This window comes from Plantactinospora sp. BB1, assembly GCF_003030385.1.
Lineage (GTDB): Bacteria > Actinomycetota > Actinomycetes > Mycobacteriales > Micromonosporaceae > Plantactinospora.
The window spans coordinates 5,811,397-5,833,493 of the sequence record NZ_CP028159.1 but is presented as its reverse complement, the minus strand read 5'-3'; the positions used below and the strand labels follow the sequence as shown (position 1 = coordinate 5,833,493).

Here is a 22,097-nt window from a genome sequence, read left to right as displayed (position 1 = left end):
GGGGCGGGGTGCGCTGGCCGAAGGGTCTGACCGGGCTCTGCTACGGCGGTGACTACAACCCGGAGCAGTGGCCGGCGGAGGTCTGGGCCACCGACGTCGAGCTGATGCGGCGGGCCCGGGTCAACCTGGTCACCGTCGGGGTCTTCGCCTGGTCCCGACTCGAACCACAGCCCGGCCGGTACGACTTCGACTGGCTCGACCGGGTGCTCGACCTGCTGCACGACGGCGGCATCCGGGTGGCGCTGGCCACCCCGACCGCCTCCCCACCGCCGTGGTTCTCGCTCCGGCACCCGGACGCGCTGCCGGTCACCGCCGACGGGGTACGGCTCAGCCACGGCAGCCGGGACACCTACTGCGCCAGCGCCCCGGCGTACCGGGCGGCGGCCCGGGAGATCGCCGCCGCGCTCGCCGACCGCTACCGGGACCATCCGGCGCTGGCGCTCTGGCACGTGCACAACGAGTACGGCACCAGCTGCCACTGCGAGCACGCCGCCGTCGCGTTCCGGGCCTGGCTGCGGGCCCGCTACGGTGACCTCGACCGACTGAACGAGGCGTGGACCGGCAGCTTCTGGAGCCAGCACTACTCGGGTTGGGAACAGATCCGGCCGCCCCGGGCCACGCAATACCTGGGCAACCCGAGCCAGCTGCTGGACTTCCGCCGGTTCGTCTCCGACGAGCTGCTGGCGGCGTACGTCGAGCAGCGGGACCTGCTCCGGGCCGCCACCCCGGACGTACCGGTGACCACCAACTACGTCCTCGGCGGCTGGGTACCGGTGGACCACGCCCGGTGGTCCGCCGAGGTGGACCTGGTGGCGATCGACCACTATCCGGCCGAGGCCGGGCCGGGCGCCGAGGAGCAGACCGCGTTCGCCGCCGACCTGGCCCGGTCCTGGGCCCGGCGCGGGCAGCGGACCGGCCGGGCCGGTCGGAGCGCCGCCGGCCCGCCGGAGGGCCGGAACCCGCCCGGCGGTCCGGCCTGGCTGCTGATGGAGAGCGCGCCGAACCTGATCCTCACCCCCGGCCGGATGCACGCCAAGGAGCCGGGGCGGATGACCCGGCACAGCCTGGCGCACGTCGCCCGGGGGTCCCGGGGGGCGATGTTCTTCCAGTGGCGGGCCTCCCGGGGCGGCGCGGAGGTCTTCCACTCCGCACTCGTCCCGCACGCCGGCCCGGACAGCCGGGCGTTCCGCGAGGCGGTCTCGCTCGGCGCGCTGCTCGACCGGATCTCCGAAGTGGACGCCGGAACGGTACGGGCGCCGGTGGCGATCGCCTGGGACGTCGCCAGCTGGTGGGCGTTGCAGGCCACCATGCTGCCCTCGGCACAGCTCGACTACGCCGCCGAGGTGTCGGCGGCGCACCGGGCGCTGTTCCGGGCCGGCGTTCCGAGCGACTTCGTCACCGACGGCGACGACCTCTTCGGGTACGCCCTGCTGGTGCTTCCGGCGCTCTACCTGGTCTCCGACCGGTACGCCTCGCGGATCCGTGACTACGTGGCGGCCGGCGGTCACCTGCTGGTCGGCTACTTCAGCGGGATCGCCGACGAACACGCCCGGGTCCGGGTCGGCGGCTATCCGGGAGCGCTGCGCGACCTGCTCGGGATCCGGGTGGAGGAGTTCCATCCGCTCGACCCGGCCACCCGGCTGCCGCTCTCGGACGGCGGCACCGGCCGGCTCTGGGCCGAGACGGTACGCCTGACCGGTGCGACGCCGTCGGTCAGCTACGTCGGCGGAGCGCTCGACGGCCAGCCGGCGCTGACCCGGCACGGGTACGGCGACGGGGTGGCCTGGTATCTCTCCACCCGGCTCGACGACGACCCGTACCGCGACCTGCTGGCCCGGGTGACGGCGGCGGCCGGTGCGGAACCGACCTGCCCGGTCGCGCCGGCCGGGGTGGAGGCGGTCCGCCGCTGCGCCGCCGGGACGAGCTGGCTGTTCCTGCTGAACCACACCGACGCTGCGCAGACCGTCGAGGTGTCCGGATTGGACCTGCTCAGCGGCGAGTACGTCGACCCGGTGCGGCTGCCGGCCGGCGGCTGCGCGGTGCTCCGGGAAACCGCTGTCGAGCATGCCGTTGGGCAGGGCTGACCGCGGATCGCCGGCTGTGCCAGGATGCTCCGGTGTCCTACCCGTCGACTCCGCCGCCCGGCATGGCGCTGGCGGCCAGCCCGTACCCGGTGCCGCTGCCGCCGGGGTGGGGTGCGCTGGTCCTCTCGGCCAACCGGGGCCCCTACCTGGTCTCCGCGCCGAGCAGCTACAGGTTGAAGATCGACGGGCGCGACGTCCCCGGCATGGCCGAGGGCACCTTCCACATCCCGGTACCGGCCGGTGAGCACGACGTCCGGTTCACCGACCTGCTGGGAGTCCCGGCGATGACCACGAGGGTGGTGGTGCAGCCGGGCACCGGGCACCGGTTGTCGTTCCGGTTCGGAGGGTGGCGCAACCGGGTCTACGACGGTGCGGGTACGGACGTGACGAAGTTCGGCATGTGGTCGAACTACACCCTCCTGCTGATCACTTCCGCGGTGATCGGCGTCATCTGCTGCGGTGGACTGGGCCTGCTCGCGATGCTGGACAGCTCGGGCCCGAGCTGACCGCCCCACAGCTCGTCTCCCGGCTGTGCCACCATGCGGCGGTGTGGTAGCCGATGGTCCCACGCCCGGCTCCTGGTGCAGGCCGGTGAGGACGCGAGCCGGCCCCGGCCGGTCCGGGCGCGAGCTGACTCCCGGATCAGAAATGGTCGACCGTCAGAAATAGTCGAGCAGTTCCGCCCGGGGACCGGCGCCGAGCAGGTCGAGTGCGCCCGGGTCGGTGCCGGCGGGGCAGTGCAGCAGGCCGGCCTCGGCGACCGCGTACCCGTCGGCGGCGCCGGTGTAGAGCAGCGCGAAGCCGCGTACCGAGAGCCGGGCCGCCGGTTCGTCGGTGATCCGGTGCAGTTCGGCATCGCCGCCGTCCACCTCCAGCCGCCAGGCGCCGGTGTTCCACGGTGCGATCTCGTCGGTCAGCGCGAAGTCGACCCGACCTCGGACGTGTGCCGGCCAGCCCCGACCGCGTACCGCCCGGACCACGTCGACCGGTCGGTGCATCCAGATCCGCTGTTCGTGCTCCCGGGCCTGTTCCAGCGGCAGCTCTGCGGCGATCGCGTCGGAGCCGAGCGGCCAGAGCCGGACGGTCGGGGTGACGCTCTGCCAGCTGGCCAGCACCCCGACCAGCTCCCGGGCCGCCTCCGGGGTAGTGGCCAGCACCTCCTCGACGGTCAGTACGGCCCGCCGGTCGTAGCCGCGACCGCGCTGCCAGCTCGCGTACCCGACCAGCCGGCCGTCCTGCTCGACCAGGGTGAGCCCGTCCACCCCGTCCGGCAGCGCCGTCGGGGCCCCGTCCCGGTGAAAGGCGCCGCCCCGGCGGGTGAGCAGGCCGCAGCGGTGCCGGGCGATCCGCTCGTAGAGGTCGGTGGCGGCGTCGAGATCGGCGGGACCGCCGGGCCGGACCGTCAGCCCGGACGCCGGCCGGTGCCGGGGCAGCGCCACGGTCGGCAGGTCGACGGCGCGCAGCGCGCCGGTCACCTCCCAGCCGGCCCGCCGGTACGGCCCGGTCACCGTGGGATAGAGCGCGCTGATCGCGGCGCCCCGCTCCCGGGCGCCCCGGAGCAGTTCGCGGAGCAGCGCCAGTGCCACGCCCCGGCCGCGCGCCTCGGGCAGTACGGCGACTCCGGCGACGTCGGCGGCCGGCACCCGGCGGCCGGCCCACCACTGCTCGTGGTGCAGGTCGACGGCCTTGCCGACGAACCGGCCGTCCGGGTCGAAGGCGCCGTAGCCGGTGCGGCCGGGCGGGGGGTCCCGGGGTGGCGGCGCGGTGGGCGGGCCGCCGCCGAAGGCCAGCCGGCCCAGTTCACCCGCTGCGGTCAGGTCGTCGGCCTCGAGCTGCCGGATCACGGTGGTGGGGTGCACCGGCCGAGCCTAGCCAGCCGATCGGTGGCGTCTGCACCGAGTGGGTCCGACCCCGGGGCGGCGTCGGGAACCGGGCCGCGCCGGTCGACTGAAACCTTTAAACCCAGCGCCGTCGATGTTGTGTCGCGGAAAGCGGTTGCCCTAGCATTCAAGTGCGCAGGAAGCCGTACCCCCGTTGTCGGGTTGCCGTTGAACTGTTCCATTTCGGCCACCCTCCCGCGGTCCGCGTCCGGCCGACCCCGGGCAGGGTCGGTACGGCACCGCCAGTCCTGACGGGCTGTCGACATCCGGTACCGCGCTCCCCGCCCCCAACGGAGTTGATCATGCGTACCTCAGCACGTCGCCATACCCTGCTCGCCGCGACCACCGCGGCAGTACTGGCCGCGACCGGCACCTTCACGGTGATGGCCTCGGCCGCCGCCGCCGGTTGCCGGGTCGACTACCAGGTGACCAACGAATGGCAGGGCGGCTTCGGCGCCAGTGTCAGCCTCACCAACCTCGGCGACCCGGTCACCGGTTGGAGCCTGACCTGGACGTACGGCGCCGGCCAGCAGGTCGTGCAGGCCTGGAACGCCACGGTCAGCCAGAGCGGCAGCCAGGTGACCGCCGGCAACGTCAGCTACAACGGCGCGCTCGGCACCAACGCCAGCGTCACCTTCGGCTTCAACGGCTCGTGGACCTCCGGCAACCCGGTACCGACGAGCTTCGCGATGAACGGCACCACCTGCACCGGCGGGGTGGCGCCGACCGCGACCACGCCGGGCGGACCGCCGACCGGCACCCCTCCGGCCACCACCGCGCCACCCACCCCACCACCGACCACCCCGCCGCCGACCACCCCACCGCCGGCCGGGGCGAAGCAGGTGGAGAACCTCGACCGGGGCCTGGTCAGCGTCCGCTCCGGCAGCGCCAACCTGGTCTCCTGGCGACTGCTCGGCACCGAGACCTCCGGAGTGTCGTTCAACCTCTACCGGGGCTCGACCCGGGTCAACCCGACCCCGATCACCGGCGCCACCAACTACCTCGACTCCGGCGCCGCCGCCGGCTCGGCGTACACGGTGCGGGCGGTGGTGAACGGGACCGAGCAGGCGGCGTCCGCGCCGGCCCTCCAGTTCGGCAACGGCTATCTCGACGTACGGCTCCAGGTGCCGCCCGGCGGCACGACGCCCTCCGGGGAGGCGTACAGCTACGCGGCGAACGACGCCTCCGTCGGTGACCTCGACGGCGACGGCCGGTACGAGATCGTCCTCAAGTGGGATCCGTCGAACGCCAAGGACAACTCGCAGTCCGGCTACACCGGCAACGTCTACGTCGACGCGTACACCCTGACCGGCACCCGGCTGTGGCGGATCGACCTCGGCCGCAACATCCGGGCCGGCGCGCACTACACCCAGTTCCAGGTCTACGACTACGACGGCGACGGCCGGGCCGAGGTGGCGATGAAGACCGCCGACGGCAGCCGCTCCGGCACCGGTCAGGTGATCGGGTCCGCCTCGGCCGACCACCGCAACTCCAGCGGCTACGTGCTGGCCGGGCCGGAGTTCCTGACCATGTTCGACGGGCAGACCGGAGCGGTCCGCTCCACGGTCAACTACGAGCCGGCCCGGGGCACGGTCTCGTCCTGGGGCGACAACTACGGCAACCGGGTGGACCGGTTCCTCGCCGGCACGGCGTACCTGGACGGGCAGCGGCCCTCGCTGATCATGGCGCGCGGCTACTACACCCGGAGCGTCGTCGTCGCCTGGGACTTCCGGAACGGCTCGCTGACCCGGCGCTGGACCTTCGACTCCAACTCCGCCGGCTCGCAGTACGCCGGCCAGGGCAACCACTCGCTGACCGTCGGCGACGTGGACGCCGACGGCCGGGACGAGATCCTGTACGGGGCGATGGCGATCGACGACAACGGCTCCGCGCTCTGGAACACCGGGCACGGGCACGGCGACGCGGCCCACCTCGGCGACCTCGACCCGAGCCGGGCCGGCCTGGAGTACTTCAAGGTCAGCGAGGACTCGTCCAAGCCGTCGTCCTGGTTCGCCAACGCGCGTACCGGGCAGATCTACTGGTCGACGGCGGCGGCCGGGGACAACGGCCGGGGCGTGGCCGGGGACGTGCACGCCGGCAGCCCCGGGGCGGAGTCGTGGTCGTCGGCGGTCGACGGGCTGCGCAGCCCGAGCGGGTCGAACGTCGGCCGCAAGCCGTCGTCGGCGAACTTCCTGATCTGGTGGGACGGCGACCCGGTCCGGGAACTGCTCGACCAGACCCGGATCGACAAGTACGGCACCGGCTCCGACACCCGGCTGCTCACCGGCAGCGGGGTGGCGTCGAACAACGGCACCAAGGCCACGCCGGCGCTCTCGGCGGACATCCTCGGTGACTGGCGCGAGGAGGTGATCTGGCGGACCAGTGACAACAGCGCACTGCGGATCTACAGCACGCCGACCCAGACCAGCACCCGGATCCACACCCTGATGCACGACCCGATGTACCGGGTGGCGATCGCCTGGCAGAACACCGCCTACAACCAGCCGCCGCACCCGAGCTTCTTCATCGGCAACGGCATGTCCAGCCCGCCCGCCCCGTCGATCTATCTCCGCTAGGGCCCCGCAGAACCTTCGGCGGGTCCGGAAACGCGAAGCCGCACCGGCCCGTGGGGTCGCTCATCTCCCCACGTGCCGGTGCGGCACACACCGCGACATCACGCGACCCGTCCCGATCGCGCTTGTCGAACCACCACCGGTAAGAACATTAGGCCGCTTCCGGTGCGCGGCGATGACGGCACGGTGAAGAGTGTGTTTCACGACATCCGGAGGGCGTGACGCCGGTCACGGCCACCGCCGCGACCGGCGCCGCCAAGAGGTCACCGGACCGGCCTCAGTCCTGCCGGCGGAGCCCACCGGCGACCTTCTCCGCGATCAGCTCGTACGAGCGGACCCGGTCGGCGATGTCGTAGACCATGGTGGTGAGCATCAGCTCGTCGGCCTCGGTCCGGGCCAGCAGCTCGGCGAGCTGCCCGCGTACCGTCTCCGGCGAGCCGAGCGCCTGCCCCGCCCGCCGTTCGAGCACGAACTGCCGCTCCGCCTCGGTGTACGGGTACGCCGCCGCCTCCTCCGGGCTGGCCAGCGGGGCCGGCCGGCCGGTACGCAGCCGCAGGAAGGAGAGCGAGGCGGGCCCGGAGAGCCAGGCCGCCCGCTCGTCGTCCTCGGCGCAGACCGCGTTGACCGCCACCATCGCGTACGGCCGGTCCAGCCAGCGCGACGGCCGGAAACTCTGCCGGTAGAGGGCCAGCGCCGGCAGGGTGTTCGCGGCGCTGAAGTGGTGTGCGAAGGAGAACGGCAGGCCGAGCAGCCCGGCGAGCCGGGCGCTGAACCCGCTGGAGCCGAGCAGCCAGATCGCCGGCCGGTCGCCCAGGCCCGGGGTGGCGGTGATCGGACCGGGCCGTTCCCCGGTGAAGTAGTTCACCAGGTCGTCCAGTTCCTCCGGGAAGTTCTCGGCCGAGAGCCCGGCCATGGTGCGGCGCAGGGCCAGCGCGGTCGGCTGGTCCGTGCCGGGGGCCCGGCCGATGCCCAGGTCGATCCGGCCCGGGTGCAGCGCCTCCAGCGTGCCGAACTGCTCGGCCACCACCAGCGGCGCGTGGTTGGGCAGCATCACCCCGCCGGACCCGACCCGGATGGTCGAGGTGGCCGCCGCCACGTGGGCGATCAAGACCGCCGGGGCGGAGCTGGCGATCGCCGGCATGTTGTGATGTTCGGCCACCCAGAACCGGTGGTAGCCGAGCTCCTCGGTGCGCCGGGCGAGTTCGGTGGTGTGCCGCAGGGCCGCGCCGACGGTGGTGCCGGCGGCGACCGGTGCGAGGTCAAGGACAGACAACGGTACGTCGATCACACGTGCGGCAACCCGCCACGGCCCCGATTTCTTCCGGGCGGCGGCCCCGACCGGCGATTTTCCCGATCTTCCGGGCGGGTTTGTCCGGCACCGCTCCGGTAGCCGGCGCCGGCGTGGTATTCCTCGCTCAGGGACGTGGAGCATTCGGTAGCAGCGGCGCGCAGCGGGGGAAATCGGGCGGCGGATGGTACTCGGTGGCGGGGCGGAACTGCTGCGAAGAGAGGAAAGCTCGCCACGGGCGACCTTCCTGGAACTCTTCCTGGACCTGGTCTACGTCTTCGCGCTGACCCGGGTGTCGCAGCGGCTGGTGCACGACCTCACCGCACTCGACCAGGCGGTCTTCGTCGAGGCGCTCCGCGCACTGGTACTGCTGCTGACCCTCTGGCTGCTCTGGTCGATGACCACCCTGATGACCAGCCGCTTCGATCCGGAGCGGCCGCTGGTGCAGGCCGTCGTGGTGGTCACCATGTTCGGTTCGATGGTGATGGCGGTCGCCGTGCCCCGGGCGTTCGGCGAGCACGGGCTGATGTTCGCGCTGGCCTACGTCGGGCTCCAGTTCGGCCGGCCGTTCGTGCTGGGGCTCACCCTGCGCGGCGACCCCCGGCAGCGGATCTCCGTGCGGCTGGTCTTCTGGACACTCTGCACCGCCCCGCTCTGGATCGGCGGAGCCTTCGTCGTCGGCGACCTCCGGCTGCTGCTCTGGGGCGTGGCGCTGATCGCCGACTATCTGGGGCACCGGCTGCGCTGGCCCACCCCGAGACTGGGCTCGTCGGCGAGTCAGGAGTGGGTCTTCGCGGGCGAGCACATCGCCGAGCGGTACCAGCAGTTCTTCCTGATCGCCCTCGGCGAGTCGATCCTGGTCACCGGCTTCGCCTTCAGCGGCGGCGAGTTCACCACCGCCCAGTCGGCCGCGTTCCTGATCGCCTTCAGCACCACCGTGCTGCTCTGGCGGATCTACTTCTTCCAGGCCGGGTTCCAACTGGCCGAGGGGTTCGCCACCGCCCGGGACCCGACCCGGTTCGCCTGGTCGGCCACCTACACCCACCTGGTGATCGTGGCCGGCGTGGTCACCTCCGCGGTCGGGTACGAACTCGTGGTGGCCCGCCCGCTCGGGCACACCGACGGCGCCTGGGTCGGGGTCATCGTCGGCGGCCCGGCGCTCTTCCTGGCCGGCCGGGCCCGGTTCGGGTACGAGATCTTCGGCACGCTGCTCCCGTCCCGGCTGGTCGGCATCGCCGTGCTGGTGGCGGTGGCCCCCGGGATGCTCTTCGTGCCGCCGCTGGCCGTCGCCGGCACGGTGAGCACCATCCTGCTCGGCATCACCCTGCACGACCTGCTCCGAACCCGGGGCCGGCGGCCGAGATCACCCGCCTCGCCGCTCTGAGCGCGCCGGTCGAGATCATTTCGTGGTCGGGCGGGCCCGTACGTGCAGCCGTTCGCCCTGCGGTCCGAAGAGCGAGAGGACCTCGGTGACCCCCGGGCCGGGGTTGGAGACGCGGTGCGGGATCCGGGTGTCGAACTCGGCGACCTCACCCGGGGTGAGGATCAGGTCGTGTTCGCCGAGCCGCAGCCGCAGCCGACCGGAGAGCACGTAGAGCCACTCGTAGCCCTCGTGGGTCTGCTGTTCCCCGTCGCCGCTCGGGGTGTTCGGCGGGAGGATCTGCTTGAACGCCTGTAGACCGCCCGGCCGGCGGGTCAGCGGGAGGAACGTGACGCCGTGCCGGACGATCGGGCGCGGGTGCACCCGTGGGTCGGCCGTGGCGGGCGCGTCGACCAGCTCGTCGAGGGAGACCTGGAAGGCCCGGGCGAGCGGCAGCAACAGCTCCAGCGTCGGCTTGCGGCCGCCGGACTCCAGCCGGGACAGGGTACTCACCGAGATGCCGGTCACCTCGGCGAGCTGGGTCAGCGTGGTGCCCCGCTGGTTGCGCAGCGCGCGCAGCCGGGGGCCGACCGACGCCAGTGCGAACTCCTCGTTTGCCATACCGGCAAGGATAGTTGCCGTTCGACCGCCCGCACCGCACCGTGGAGGCGTACCACGGACGAAGGGGAGCGCGGCATGGACAGGACATACGACGTAGTGGTGGTGGGCGGTGGCGCCGCCGGGCTGGCCGGAGCCGTCGCGCTGGCCCGGGCCCGGCGCTCGGTGCTGGTGGTGGACGCCGGAGCACCCCGGAACGCACCGGCCGACGGGGTGCACAACTACCTCGGCCGGGAGGGGAGCCCACCGGCGGAACTGGTCGCGGACGGGCGTGCCGAGCTGGCCCGGTACGGCGGCGAGACCCTCGGCGGTCGGGTCGAGGCGGCCACCCGGGACGGCGACGGGTTCCGGCTGACCCTGGACGGCGGAGCCGAACTGCGGGCCCGGCGGCTGCTGGTGACGACCGGACTCGTCGACGAGCTGCCCGAGGTGCCGGGGCTGGCCCAGCGGTGGGGCCGCGACGTGCTGCACTGCCCGTACTGCCACGGCTGGGAGGTGCGCGACCGCCGGATCGGCGTACTCGTGGCCGGGCCGACGGCGCTGGCGCTGCACCAGGTGAACCTGTGGCGGCAGTTGAGCCCGCACGTGCTGCTGCTGACCCAGGACGCCCCGGCCCTGGAGCCGGCCGACGCCGAACTGCTGGCCGCGCGCACCATCCCGGTGGTACCCGGCCGGGTCACCGGCCTGGAGATCGCCGACGACACCCTCACCGGGGTACGCCTGGCCTCCGGCGAGGTCGTCGCGCTGGACGCCCTCGTGGTGGCGCCCCGGTTCACCGCCCGGGCCGGCGTGCTGGAGTCGCTCGGGATCAAGCCGGTCGACGTGGAGCTGGGCGGTCACGTCGTCGGCAGCCAGATCCCGGCCGACCCGGGCGGACTGGCCGCACCCGGGGTCTGGGTGGCCGGCAACGTGGCGGACGTACGCGCCCAGGTGATCTCGGCCGCCGCCTCCGGCCTGCTCGCCGGTGCGGGCATCAATGCCGACCTGGTCGCCGAGGAGACCCGGGAGGCCGTCGAGTCCTACCGGCACCAGGTGCGCACCATCTTCGAGCAGGAGGGCTGGGAGGAGCGTTACCGGGCCCGCCCGGCGATCTGGAGCGGGCGCCCCAACCCGCAACTCGTGGCCGAGGCGGCCGGGCTGGCACCGGGCCGGGCGCTCGACGTCGGCAGTGGAGAGGGCGCCGACGCCATCTGGCTGGCCGAGCGGGGCTGGCAGGTGACCGGGGTCGACATCTCGACCACGGCACTCGGCCGGGCCGCCGAGCACGCCGAGGCGGCCGGTGCCGAGGTCGCCGCCCGGATCGAGTGGCACCACGCCGACCTGCGCGAGCAGCCGCCGGCCGAGGGCCGGTACGACCTGGTGACGGCGCAGTACATGCACCTGCCCGGCGAGACCCGGCGGGAACTCTTCGCCCGGCTGGCCGCCTCGGTGGCGCCCGGCGGCACCCTGCTGATCGTCGGGCACCACCCGTCCGACCTGCACACCTCGGCGCACCGGATGCACTTCCCGGACATGATGTTCACCGCCGAGGAGGTGGCCGCCGCGCTCGACCCGACCGACTGGACGGTACTGGTCGCCGAGTCCCGGCCCAGGTCGGTGCTGGACCAGGAGGGGCGTGAGATCAACATCGCCGACGCGGTGGTGGTGGCACGCCGCCAGCGGTAGCGACGGCACCGGCGGCGGGAGACCGGCCGGGGGAGTCCTCCCGGGTGCGTCGGCCCGGGACGACTCCCCGGCGGCCGGTCAGCCGGCCAGCGCGACCGGGGCGGCGCGCAGGCGTACCCGGACCGGAGTGCCCGGGGCCAGCTCGGCCAGCCGGTCGCTGCCGACCTGCGCGACCAGCGGCGTGCCGTCCGGCAGCGAGACGGTGACCCGGCTGATCGGGCCGAGGAAGCTGGCCGCGAGCACCCGGGCGTCGCCGTCCGGGAGCAGTTCGACCGCCTCCGGGCGGACCAGGGCGGTGACCGGGGTGTCCGGGCCGACCGGTGCGGCGGCCGGTTCGACCAGCGGCAGTTCCTGGCCGAGCACCCGGACGGTCCCGCCCGGCCCGGCGTACCCGGAGATCCGGTTGCTCAGCCCGACGAAGTCGGCGACGAACGCACTCGCCGGGCGCAGGTAGATCTCCGCCGGGCTGGCCAACTGCTCCAGCCGGCCGGCGCGCATCACGCCGACCCGGTCGGCGACGGCGAGCGCCTCCTCCTGGTCGTGCGTGACGAAGAGCGTGGTGGTGCCGACCTCCAGTTGGATCCGCCGGATCTCGTCGCGCAACTGCACCCGCACCTTGGCGTCCAGCGCGGAGAGCGGCTCGTCGAGCAGGAGCACCCGGGGTTCGATCGCCAGCGCCCGGGCCAGCGCCACCCGCTGCTGCTGGCCGCCGGAGAGCTGGTGCGGATAGCGGCGGCTCTGCGAGCCGATGCCGACCAGTTCCAGCATCTCGTCGGCGCGCCGCCGCCGCTGCCCGCCGGGCCGGCCGCGCAGCCGCAGCCCGAACTCGACGTTCTCCCGGGCGGTCAGGTGCGGGAAGAGGCTGTACGCCTGGAACACCATCCCCATGCCGCGCCGGTTGACCGGCCGGTCGGTGACGTCCTCGCCGTCGACCAGTACCCGGCCGGAGTCGGCCTCCTCCAGGCCGGCGAGTACCCGCAGCGCGGTCGTCTTGCCGCAGCCGGAGGGGCCGAGCAGCGCGACCAGTTCGCCGGGTGCGAGTTCCAGGTCGAGCCCGGCCAGCGCGGGCGTGTCACCGAAGCTGCGGCGCAACGCCTCCAGGCGTACCGGAACGCCCCGGCGGGTGGGGCCGGCGGCCGGGGCGGCGACGGGGGAGGCGGTCACGAGATTCCCTTTCCGGGTGTGCGGCGCCGGCCCTCGCCGACGAGGGAGAGCAGCAGCAACAGCACGAAGGCGAGCAGCAGCGCCGCCAACGAGACCGCCACCGACATCGTCGCGCTGCTCTTGCCGAGCAGGTTGACCGCGACCTGGAGGTTGGTCCGGTTGAGCAGGGAGGCGACGGTGAACTCGCCGAGCACCAGGGCCACGGTGAGGAAGGCGGCGGAGAGCAGCGCCGAGCGGATGTTCGGCAGCACCACCCGCCAGACCACCGTCGGCCAGCCGGCGCCGAGACTCCGGGCCGCCTCGGCGAGGGTACGGACGTCGATCGCCGACAGCCCCGCGTCGATCGACCGGTACGCGTACGGCAGCACCAGCACCGTGTAGGCCAGGCTGAGCGTCAGCGGTGAACCGCCGAGCAGGTACGTCACCCAGGCGTAGACCGGGGCGAGCCCGACCACCAGCACGATCGCCGGAATGGTGAGCGGGAGCAGGCAGAGGAACTCGACCAGCCGGCGCAGCCGGGGCAGCCGCAGCCGGACCCAGATCACGGTCGGCACCAGCAGCAGCAGGGTGAGCGCCACGGTGAGCAGGACCAGCCCGGCCGAGGCGCGGATCCCGGTGGAGAGGTCGGGATGGGTCTGCCGCAGTTGCGGCCAGTCGACCAGCAGGCGCCAGGTCGCCAGGGTGAACCCGCCGCCCGCGCCCCGGGTGGTGAACTCGAACATCGCGACCAGCGGCAGCAGGAAGAAGATCCCGAGCACGGTCAACACGACCCGGCGGAACAGTCGCTGCCGACGCGCCCGGCGCCGGATCACCCCAGCCACTTCGCGCTCCGCTTCTGCACGACGGCGTAGAGCCACATCACCAGGGCGACCACCACGATCATGCCGAGCGCCATCGCCTTGCCGAGGTTCTGCTGCCCGAGCACCACCTCGCTGGTCAGCGCGCCCCGGATCTGCAACGGCACGATCGGGCTGCCCTGGCTGACCAGCGCCGCCGCGGTGGCGTACGCCGAGAAGGCGTTGGCGAAGAGCAGCAGCGTGGCGCCGAGGAACGGCGGGGCGAGCAGCGGCACACCGACCAGCCGCCAGTACTGCCACGTCGACCCGCCGAGGCTCGCCGCCGCCTCCCGCCACTGTGGACGAATGCCGTCCAGCGCCGGCAGGAAGACGATCACCATCAGCGGGATCTGGAAGTAGGCGTAGACCAGCGCCAGGCCGGGCAGTTCGAAGAGCCAGACGCCGGAGGCGTAGATGTCGACGCCGACCCGGTCCCGCAGGAACTCGGTGACGAACCCGCTCAGCCCGATCGTGGCGACGAAGGCGAAGGCCAGGGTCACCCCGCCGAACTGGGCGAGCACCCCGGCGGCGGCGGTCACCGCCCGGCGGAGCAGGCCGTCCGGCGGGGCGGTCACCAGGGCGTACCCGAGCAGGGCGCCGAAGACCGCCCCGAGCAGCGCGGTGACCGCGGAGAGCAGGATGCTGCGCCCGAAGGCCGCCAGGATGTACGGGTCGGCGAGCCGGGCGAGGTTCTCCAGCGTGAAGCCGCCGTCGTCGCCGGTCACCGCCCCGACCGCCACCACCAGGGTGGGGACGGCGAGGAAGATCCCGACGTACCCGAGGAACGGGACGACGCCGAGCAGCGCGCCGCCCCCGGAGAGTCTGACCCGGCGCCGGGCCGGGTGGGGCCGGACCCCGGGCGCGGGCGCCACGGGGTCCGGCGTGGAGGTGACGGCCGCCATCGTCGGGTCAGCCGACTGCCTTGGCCCAGTTGGCCGTGAGGATCTCCTTCGCCCTGGCGGTCTGCGCCTCGGTGAGGAAGACCGGCTCGCCGGTGGTGGCCGGCAGCGCCGCGTAGGCGGCCTGGTCGATCGTGCCGGCCTTCGCCATCGCCTCGGCCCGGACCGGCCGCGCCCCGCCCTTGAGCCAGAGGTTCTGGCCCTCGTCGGAGTAGAGGAACTCCTGCCAGAGCCGGGCCGCCGCCGGGTGCGGCGCGTCGGAGTTGATCGCCTGGACGTAGTACGAGCCGACCACCGCGCCCTGCGGGACCACCGTCTTCCAGTCCGCCTTGCCGGTGAGCTTGGCGCCCTGCGCGACGTTCAGGTAGTCCCAGTCGATCACCACCGGGGTCTGTCCGGACTCGATGGTGGCCGGGGTCGGGTCGACCGGCAGGAAGTTGCCGGCCTCCTTGAGCTGGCGGAAGAAGTCGACGCCCCGGCCGATGTCGTCGGCCGAGCCGCCGTTGCCGAGCGCCGCCATCACCACGCCGCTGAACGCCGCGCCGGCCTGGGTCGGGTCGCCGTTGAGCGCCACCTTCCCCCGGTACTCAGGCTTCAGCAGGTCGGTCAGGCTCTGCGGGGCCGGTACCTTCGCGGCGTCGAAGCCGATCGACATGTAGCCGCCGTAGTCGTTGACCCAGGCGCCGTCGGCCGCCTTGAGCGCGGCGGGGATCTCGTCGAACTTCTGCACCCTGTACGGGGCGAACATCGGCACGTTGGCCCGGGCCACCGCGTCACCGAGGTCGAAGACGTCCGGGGCGCCGCTCTGTCCCCTGAGCTGGTTCGCCGCGTTGATCTCGTCCTGGCTGGCGGCGTCCGGCTGCACCGAGTTGACCTTGATGCCGTACTTCTCGCCGAAGGTCTTGACGAGCTCGCCGTAGTTGGCCCAGTCCGGCGGCAGCGCGATGACGTTGAGCTGCCCCTCCTTCTTGGCCTCCTCGACGAGCCTGTCGAATCCGCCCAACTCGGCGGCGCTGGTGGCGGTGGCCGCGCCGCCCTCCGTCTGCGCACCGGCCTTCTCCGGCGGTGAGCAGGCGGCCATGCTTACCAGCCCGGCCGACGCCGCGAGTACCGCGACCGTACGGGCAACCGCGTAACGCACTTTTTCTCCTTAGCGACACCGTCGGCGTCGTACCGGTCGATCGGGACCCGCTGCGGGTCCTCCCCGGCCGCGCCCGGCGGCAATCATGCCCGGCGCAGCTGCCCTGACCAGCGGAAAAGACGACGCTCGGGTGAACGCTCGGAGATGTTCCGGCGAAGGGTCGCCCCGAATGCCGTACTCGGGCGGAGAGCGGGCCCGGGCGGCCGGCGGTGTGCAAGTGCGGATGGGTCCGGTTGAACGCCGGCCCGTTCGCGTCGTACCGCCGGTGGCGGCGTGAGCAGGGCTGGCAGGCGGGCTGACCGGGCCGGACGCCGCCCCGGACGAACCGCCATCGACGGGGATACTCCGCTACGCATTGATCCATTGCATTCTCTTCGTGCTGGGGGGTAGAGTCGATCACGGCGCAGTTGGAGACGGTTACAACAGCGATTGCACGGGGGCCTGCCGTCACGTAAACATCATTTCCTCTGAGCGGCGTGGGTCGTGTCGACGACCCCGTAACGGCGAGTTTCTCGTGCCGTCCAACTGGCTCTTGAATTGTGTGGTCGATGATTCATGTCGATCTGCTTCGGGGCCGGTTTGATCGAACGGAGGAAATGAGTGGCTGCCGACTTCGCAATTGACGAGCTATCATCCACCGAGGTCGAGCGCCCGGAGGTTGTCGAGGATTCCCGAAGCGCCCCCGTCGTCAAGGTGGCCGTCGCCGCGCTTCGGGTGGCCGACTCTCCGCGACTCAATGGAGTCGACTCCGACCACGTACGCGCACTCACCGAAGTGGAATCGGGACTCCCTGCTATTTTTGTGCACCGCCAGACGATGCGTGTGATCGACGGTATGCACCGATTGACGGCGGCTCGGCTGATGGGTCGGGACAGAATAGACGTACAGTTCTTCGACGGGGACGAGGCGGACGCGTTCCGGCTGGCGGTGAAGGCGAACGTCACCCATGGGCTACCCCTGACCCTGGCCGAACGCCAGGCCGCGGCGGCCCGCATCATCCACTCCCATCCGGAACTCTCCGACCGGGCCATCGCCTCGACCGCCGGCCTCGCCGCCAAGACCGTCGCGGCCATCCGGCTCAGGTCGGCCGTACAACCGTCGCCGGTGCGGATCGGCCGGGACGGCCGGGCCAGGCCGCTCAACGCCGCCGAGGGGCGGCGGCTGGCCAGCCAGGTGATCGCCGCCCGGCCCGGCCTGTCGCTGCGGGAGATCGCCAGGGCCGCCGGCATCTCGGTCGGGACGGCCCGGGACGTACGCGAGCGGATCCGTGCCGGTCAGGACCCGGTGCCGCCGCGTCAGCGCAACGCGTGCGACGCGGGAAGCGGCCGGGCAGTCCGGGCGGAACCCCGCGCCACCGGCCCGGTCGCGCTCGACCCGGTGGACACCCGCGCCCTCCTGGAGGGACTGCGGCGCGACCCCTCGCTCCGCTACACCGAGTCCGGCCGGCACCTGCTCCGCTGGCTGAGCACCCGCACCGTCGCCCCGGCGGAGTGGCGGCAGGCCGTGGACGCCGTCTCGCCGCACTGCGCCATCCTCATCGAGCGGATCGCCCGGGAGTGTGCCCGGGTGTGGATCGAACTCGCCGACGAACTCGACCAGCGCAGCGCGGACCGTGCGTGACCGTAGGTGCTGATCCGGCGCGGCGGGCCGAGCGGGCCGCCGCGCCGAACCCACCGACCCGGGCGGTACGGCTGCCTGGCGTCCATCCGGGGACCGGCCGCGACCGTCGGCTCCGCCCAGAGCCCGCCTTGCCGGCCCCGTCGAAAGGATGGTGCCCCCAGTGACCCTGCACGCCGATCCGCCGTTGCGTCCGGACGATCCGCCGGCGGCCGACTCCCCGGCCGGGGCGACCGGCGGCGCCACCGTCGCCCCCCGGCCACCGGCGCCGCCCGTCGACCCGGTCGTCGGGGAACTCGTCGACGCCCTTGCCGACCCCGGCGCCACCGTCTCGGCCGGTGGCGCCGACACGTCGTACCGGGAACTGGCCGGGTTCTCGGCCCGGCTGGCGACGGTGCTCGACCGGTACGGCATCGGTCCGGACGACCTGGTCGGGATCTGCCTGGACCGGTCCGCGCAGATGCTCGGAACGCTGCTCGGGGTGTGGCGGGCCGGCGGCGCCTTCGTGCCGCTCGATCCGCACTTCCCGGCCGAGCGGCTGCGGATGATGGTCGCCGACTCCGGCACCCGGGTGGTCCTCACCCAGACGTCGCTGCTGCCGCTCGTCGCCGGGCTGGCCGGGCCGGACGTGGCGGTGGTCTGCGTCGACTCCGACGAGGTGGCGCTCGCCCCGGCACAGCCGCGACCGGTGCGGGTGTACGGCGAGAACCTCGCCTACGTCATCTTCACCTCCGGCTCCACCGGCCGGCCCAAGGGGGTGCAGGTGCCGCACGCGCCGGTGGCCAACCTGCTGCGCTCGTTCCGGGACGAGTTGCGGCTCTCCCGGGACGACACCCTGGTCGCGGTCACCACGCTGTCGTTCGACATCGCGGTGCTGGAGCTGCTGCTGCCGCTCCTCTCCGGCGCCCGGCTGGTCATCGCCGGGCGGGACGAGGCCGCCGACCCCCGGTCGCTGCGCCGGCTCCTCGAAGCGGCCGGCGCGACCGCGATGCAGGCGACGCCGGCCACCTGGCGCATGCTGGTCGACAGCGGCGCGATCCCGGCCGGCCTGCGGTTGCGGCTCTGCGGCGGTGAGGCGCTGCCGCGCGACCTGGCCGACCGGCTGCGCGCACCCGGTGCGGTGCTGTGGAACCTGTACGGGCCGACCGAGACCACCGTCTGGTCCGCCGCCGGTCCGGTGCGGCCGGCGTCCGGGCCGGTGCCGATCGGACCGCCGATCGCCAACACCGTGATCCACCTGCTGGACGAGCTGCTGCGCCCGGTGCCGGACGGCGCCGTCGGCGAGATCTACCTCGGCGGGCTCGGGGTGGCCCGGGGCTACCACGACCGTCCCGGGCTGACCGCCACCCGCTTCCTGCCGGACCCGTACGCCGGCACGCCCGGTGCCCGGATGTACCGCACCGGGGACCTGGCCCGGCGGGGCGGCGACGGCGGGCTGGACTTCCTGGGGCGCAGCGACAACCAGGTGAAGATCCGGGGTTTCCGGGTCGAGACCGGCGAGGTGGAGGCGGCGCTCACCCGCCATCCGGCGGTACGGCAGGCGGTGGTGGTGCCGGACGGGCCGACCGGTGAGGCCCGGTTGACGGCGTACGTCGTCCCGGCCGGCGACCCCGGAGCCGACCCGTGGCCGGCGATCCGTGCCGAGCTACGCCGCTCGCTGCCCGAGTACATGGTGCCGGCCGCCCTGGTGACGGTGGCCGAGTTCCCGTTGACCCCGAACGGCAAGATCGACCGGGCCGCGCTCTCGGCGGCCCGACCCACGGCCGAACCCTCCGACGCGGAGGCGGCCGGGCTCTCCGACGGGGAGGCGGCCGGGCTCTCCGACGGGGAGGCGGCCGAACTCTCCGGCGCGGAGGCGGCGGGGTCGGCGAGGCCGCTGACGGAGACGGAACGGCTGCTCGCGGAGATCTGGTCCGACGTCCTCGGGGTACCGGCCGTCGCCGCCGACGACAACTTCGTCGACCTGGGCGGGCACTCGTTGCTGGCCATGCAGGTGCTCTGGCGGATCCAGGACGCCCGGGGGGTGGAACTGGCGCTGCGCAGCGTCTTCGACGCCGCGACGCTGGCCGAGCTGGCGGCCACGGTGGACCGGGCGGCGGGTACCACGGCGGATGCCGGGACCGGCCCGGACGAGTCCCGGCCGCTGCCGGTGCCCCGGGACCGCGAACTGCCGCCGTCGTACGCCCAGCGGCGGCTCTGGTTCCTGCACCGGCTCGTCCCGAGCAGCCCGGCGTACAACGTCTCGCTGGAGCTGTGGCTGGAGGGCGAGCTGGACCGGACCGCGCTCGGCCTGGCGCTGACCGACCTGGTACGCCGGCACGAGGTCCTGCGCACCAGGTACGCCGCCGCGGACGGCAGCCCGGCAGTGCTCGTCGACCCGCCCTATCCGGTCGAGCCGCACGTCGATGAACCCCTCGACGCCGAACCCCTCGACGCCGAATCCCTCGACGGGACGGAGCCGGGGCGGCTGGCCCGGGTCCGCGCACTCGCGGCGGAGCAGGCCGGCACGCCGTTCGACCTCGGCGCGGACCGGCTGCTGCGGGTGCGGCTGATCAGCCTGGACAGCCGCCGGCACCTGCTGCTGCTGACCATGCACCACATCGTCACCGACGGCTGGTCGCTGCGGGTGCTCACCCGTGACCTGGCCGTCCTCTACTCGTCCTACGTCGACGGGACCCCGTCGGCGCTGCCGCCGCTGCCGATCCAGTACGCCGACTACGCCGTGTGGCAGCAGGCGCACCTGTCGGGCGGGGCGCTCGGCCGGCACCTCGACTACTGGCGGGGCCGGCTGGCCGGCGCGGCACACGTGTTGGAGCTGCCCACCGACCGTCCACGGCCGCCGATGCCCACGTACCAGGGCGGGGTGGTGCCGGTGGTGGTCCCGCCGGAGATCACCGCCGGGCTGCGCGAGCTGGCCGCCCGGCACTCCGCGACGCTCTTCATGACCCTGCTGGCGGCCTTCCAGGTCCTGCTGTTCCGCTACACCGGGCAGACCGACGTCCTGGTGGGCTCGCCGGTGGCCGGCCGGGGCCGGTCCGAGACCGAGGGGCTGGTCGGCCCCTTCGTCAACACGCTGGTGCTGCGGTCGGACCTCTCCGGCGACCCGAGCTTCGTCGAGCTGCTGCGCCGGGTCCGGGCCGGGACGCTGGAGGCGTACGAGCACCAGGACCTGCCGTTCGAGATGCTGGTGGAGCAGCTCGGGGTAGCCCGGGACCTGAGCCGCAACCCGCTCGTCCAGACGCTCTTCTGGCTGCTGCCCGAGCAGCTCGGCGACGCCCCGACGCAGTGGTCCGGGTTGGCCGTCCGGGGTGCCGGCCCGGACGGCCGGCCGGCGCTCGCGGCCGGTGCCGGAGCCGGCACGGTGCACTGCGACCTGGAACTGCTGCTCCGCGAGGAGGGTCGGCAACTGGTCGGCTCGCTGCGCTACAGCACCGATTTGTTTGATGTGGGGTCGGTGGAGCGGTTGGTGGGTTCTTTTGTGGTGTTGTTGGGTTCGGTTGTTGGTGGTTCGGAGTTGGGGTTGTCGGAGTTGGGGTTGTTGTCGTCGGTGGAGCGGGGGCGGTTGTTGGGGTGGGGTTGGGGTGGGGTGGGTGTGTTTGGTGGTGGGTTGGTGCATGAGTTGTTCGAGGGTGTGGTGGGGCGGTGTCCGGGGGCGACTGCGGTGGTGTGTGAGGGGGTGTCGTTGTCGTTTGCGGAGTTGGATCGTCGGGCGGGTTTGGTGGCGGGGCGGTTGCGGGGTTTGGGTGTTGGTCCGGAGGTGTTGGTGGGGTTGTGTGTGGGGCGTGGGGTGGAGATGGTGGTGGGTTTGTTGGGGGTGTTGAAGGCGGGGGGTGGTTATGTGCCGTTGGATCCGGAGTATCCGGTGGAGCGGTTGGGTTTTGTGTTGGGGGATACGGGTGTGTCGGTGGTGTTGACGCAGGAGGGTTTGTTGGGGCGGTTGCCGGTGGGTGTGGGGGTGGAGGTGTTGTGTTTGGATCGTGATTGGGGTTGGTTCGAGTCTGGTGTGGGGTTGGTGTCGGGTGGTTCGGGGGCGGGTCCGGAGAATGTGGCGTATGTGATGTACACGTCGGGGTCGACGGGGCGACCCAAGGGTGTGGTCGTGCAACACGGCGGCCTGGCGAACCGCATTCTCTGGGCGCAGTCCGAATACCGGCTCGGCGAGCACGACGTGGTTCTGCAGAAGACGCCGTACTCGTTCGACGTGTCGGTCTGGGAACTGTTCTGGCCGCTGGCCGTCGGTGCCCGACTGGCGATCCTGCCACCGGAGGAGCACCGGGATCCGGAGCGCGTAGCCGCGGCCATCGACCGGTTCGGCGTGACCACCGTGCACTTCGTGCCCTCCATGCTGGACCAGTTCGTCCGGGCGGTGCCCGGCGGCTGCCCGACCCTGACCCGGGTGCTGGCCAGCGGTGAGACGCTGGCCGGCTCGACGGTGCGGGAGTTCCAGCACCGGTTCCGGGCCGAACTGCACAACCTCTACGGGCCGACCGAGGCGTCGATCGACGTCACCTCCTGGCCCTGCCCGCCCGGCGCCGACCCGTCCGCCCCGGTGCCGATCGGTCGGCCGATCGCGAATATGCGGGTGTTGATTTTGGATGAGTGGTGGGAGCCGGTGCCGGTGGGGGTGGCGGGTGAGGTGTTTTTGGGTGGGGTGGGTTTGGCGCGGGGTTATTGGGGTCGGCGTCAGCCGGGCGTTACGGTGGGCCATAGAGACCTCCGGTAGGTATGGGCGTCAGCACCTCACACCTCGCCGGAGGTCTCTCCATGGATCAAGCCGACACGCCGTCAACAACGCTCATGGTCACTACAACTAGCCGGTGGCCCGCCGGCCGTACGGTCCGCCGCGTGCGGTCGTACGGCCGGCTCGGCCGGGGTTGGGGCAGCCGGTCAGGGGTATCCGGCAGCGGACGGTCGAGCCGCGGCGAGATCGCGAACCGCCGTCACCGGACGGCAAGCGCCGAGATCGGAACAG

14 protein-coding genes are annotated in these 22,097 nt (G+C 72.9%); 7 read left to right on the top strand and 7 right to left on the bottom strand.

Annotated features, from left to right (window positions below):
• Window positions 1-8 precede the first annotated feature (8 nt).
• Both C6W10_RS25510 and C6W10_RS25505 read left to right on the top strand, forming a co-directional pair.
• Entirely contained in the window at window positions 9-2,084 is a 2,076-nt protein-coding gene (locus C6W10_RS25510) for a beta-galactosidase (protein ID WP_234361422.1), read from the top strand.
• Window positions 2,085-2,116: 32 nt separating this feature from the next.
• Window positions 2,117-2,590, top strand: coding sequence for a hypothetical protein (locus C6W10_RS25505; protein ID WP_234361421.1), 474 nt, complete (start codon window positions 2,117-2,119; stop codon window positions 2,588-2,590).
• Between the two features lie 153 nt (window positions 2,591-2,743).
• Here the strand turns inward: C6W10_RS25505 and eis are convergent, their stop codons facing one another.
• Window positions 2,744-3,943 (bottom strand): enhanced intracellular survival protein Eis, encoded by a 1,200-nt coding sequence (gene eis, locus C6W10_RS25500; protein ID WP_234361420.1) that lies wholly within the window; start codon window positions 3,941-3,943, stop codon window positions 2,744-2,746.
• A gap of 323 nt (window positions 3,944-4,266) precedes the next feature.
• Between eis and C6W10_RS25495 the strand changes: the two genes are divergently transcribed.
• A complete protein-coding gene (locus C6W10_RS25495; RefSeq protein WP_107264275.1) occupies window positions 4,267-6,540 on the top strand; it encodes a cellulose binding domain-containing protein in 2,274 nt (757 codons plus the stop codon).
• A gap of 274 nt (window positions 6,541-6,814) precedes the next feature.
• On the opposite strand, the gene C6W10_RS25490 is transcribed toward C6W10_RS25495, so the two are convergent.
• On the bottom strand, window positions 6,815-7,825 hold the full coding sequence (locus tag C6W10_RS25490) for an LLM class flavin-dependent oxidoreductase (protein ID WP_304598402.1): 1,011 nt from the start codon (window positions 7,823-7,825) through the stop codon (window positions 6,815-6,817).
• A 184-nt stretch (window positions 7,826-8,009) separates the two neighbouring features.
• Between C6W10_RS25490 and C6W10_RS25485 the strand changes: the two genes are divergently transcribed.
• A complete protein-coding gene (locus tag C6W10_RS25485) occupies window positions 8,010-9,209 on the top strand; it encodes a low temperature requirement protein A (RefSeq protein WP_107261146.1) in 1,200 nt (399 codons plus the stop codon).
• 15 nt (window positions 9,210-9,224) lie between these two features.
• Here the strand turns inward: C6W10_RS25485 and C6W10_RS25480 are convergent, their stop codons facing one another.
• Window positions 9,225-9,806, bottom strand: a complete 582-nt coding sequence (locus C6W10_RS25480; protein ID WP_107261144.1) for a helix-turn-helix domain-containing protein — start codon at window positions 9,804-9,806, stop codon at window positions 9,225-9,227.
• Between the two features lie 75 nt (window positions 9,807-9,881).
• On the opposite strand from C6W10_RS25480, the gene C6W10_RS25475 reads away from it, so the two are divergent.
• On the top strand, window positions 9,882-11,468 hold the full coding sequence (locus tag C6W10_RS25475; RefSeq protein ID WP_107261142.1) for a bifunctional NAD(P)/FAD-dependent oxidoreductase/class I SAM-dependent methyltransferase: 1,587 nt from the start codon (window positions 9,882-9,884) through the stop codon (window positions 11,466-11,468).
• Window positions 11,469-11,546: 78 nt separating this feature from the next.
• Here C6W10_RS25475 and C6W10_RS25470 read toward each other — a convergent pair whose 3' ends face one another.
• Genes C6W10_RS25470 through C6W10_RS25455 form a run of 4 tightly spaced genes read right to left on the bottom strand, consistent with a single transcriptional unit; the run spans window position 11,547 to window position 15,508 of the window.
• Window positions 11,547-12,632: an ABC transporter ATP-binding protein gene (locus C6W10_RS25470; protein WP_107261140.1), complete on the bottom strand. Its 1,086-nt coding sequence runs from the start codon at window positions 12,630-12,632 to the stop codon at window positions 11,547-11,549.
• Complete coding sequence (locus tag C6W10_RS25465) at window positions 12,629-13,453, bottom strand: ABC transporter permease (RefSeq protein ID WP_234361418.1); 825 nt, start codon at window positions 13,451-13,453, stop codon at window positions 12,629-12,631. The genes C6W10_RS25470 and C6W10_RS25465 overlap by 4 nt, the downstream gene beginning before the upstream one ends.
• Complete coding sequence (locus C6W10_RS25460; protein WP_234361417.1) at window positions 13,441-14,370, bottom strand: ABC transporter permease subunit; 930 nt, start codon at window positions 14,368-14,370, stop codon at window positions 13,441-13,443. Before C6W10_RS25460 ends, C6W10_RS25465 begins: the two co-directional genes overlap by 13 nt.
• A 7-nt stretch (window positions 14,371-14,377) precedes the next feature.
• Window positions 14,378-15,508: an ABC transporter substrate-binding protein gene (locus C6W10_RS25455; protein WP_234361416.1), complete on the bottom strand. Its 1,131-nt coding sequence runs from the start codon at window positions 15,506-15,508 to the stop codon at window positions 14,378-14,380.
• A gap of 834 nt (window positions 15,509-16,342) precedes the next feature.
• On the opposite strand from C6W10_RS25455, the gene C6W10_RS25450 reads away from it, so the two are divergent.
• Together C6W10_RS25450 and C6W10_RS25445 are read left to right on the top strand one after the other, a co-directional pair.
• Window positions 16,343-17,128, top strand: a complete 786-nt coding sequence (locus tag C6W10_RS25450; protein ID WP_234359035.1) for a transcriptional regulator — start codon at window positions 16,343-16,345, stop codon at window positions 17,126-17,128.
• Window positions 17,129-17,288: 160 nt separating this feature from the next.
• Window positions 17,289-21,848: a non-ribosomal peptide synthetase gene (locus C6W10_RS25445; protein WP_159104740.1), complete on the top strand. Its 4,560-nt coding sequence runs from the start codon at window positions 17,289-17,291 to the stop codon at window positions 21,846-21,848.
• The last annotated feature ends 249 nt before the right edge of the window (window positions 21,849-22,097 follow it).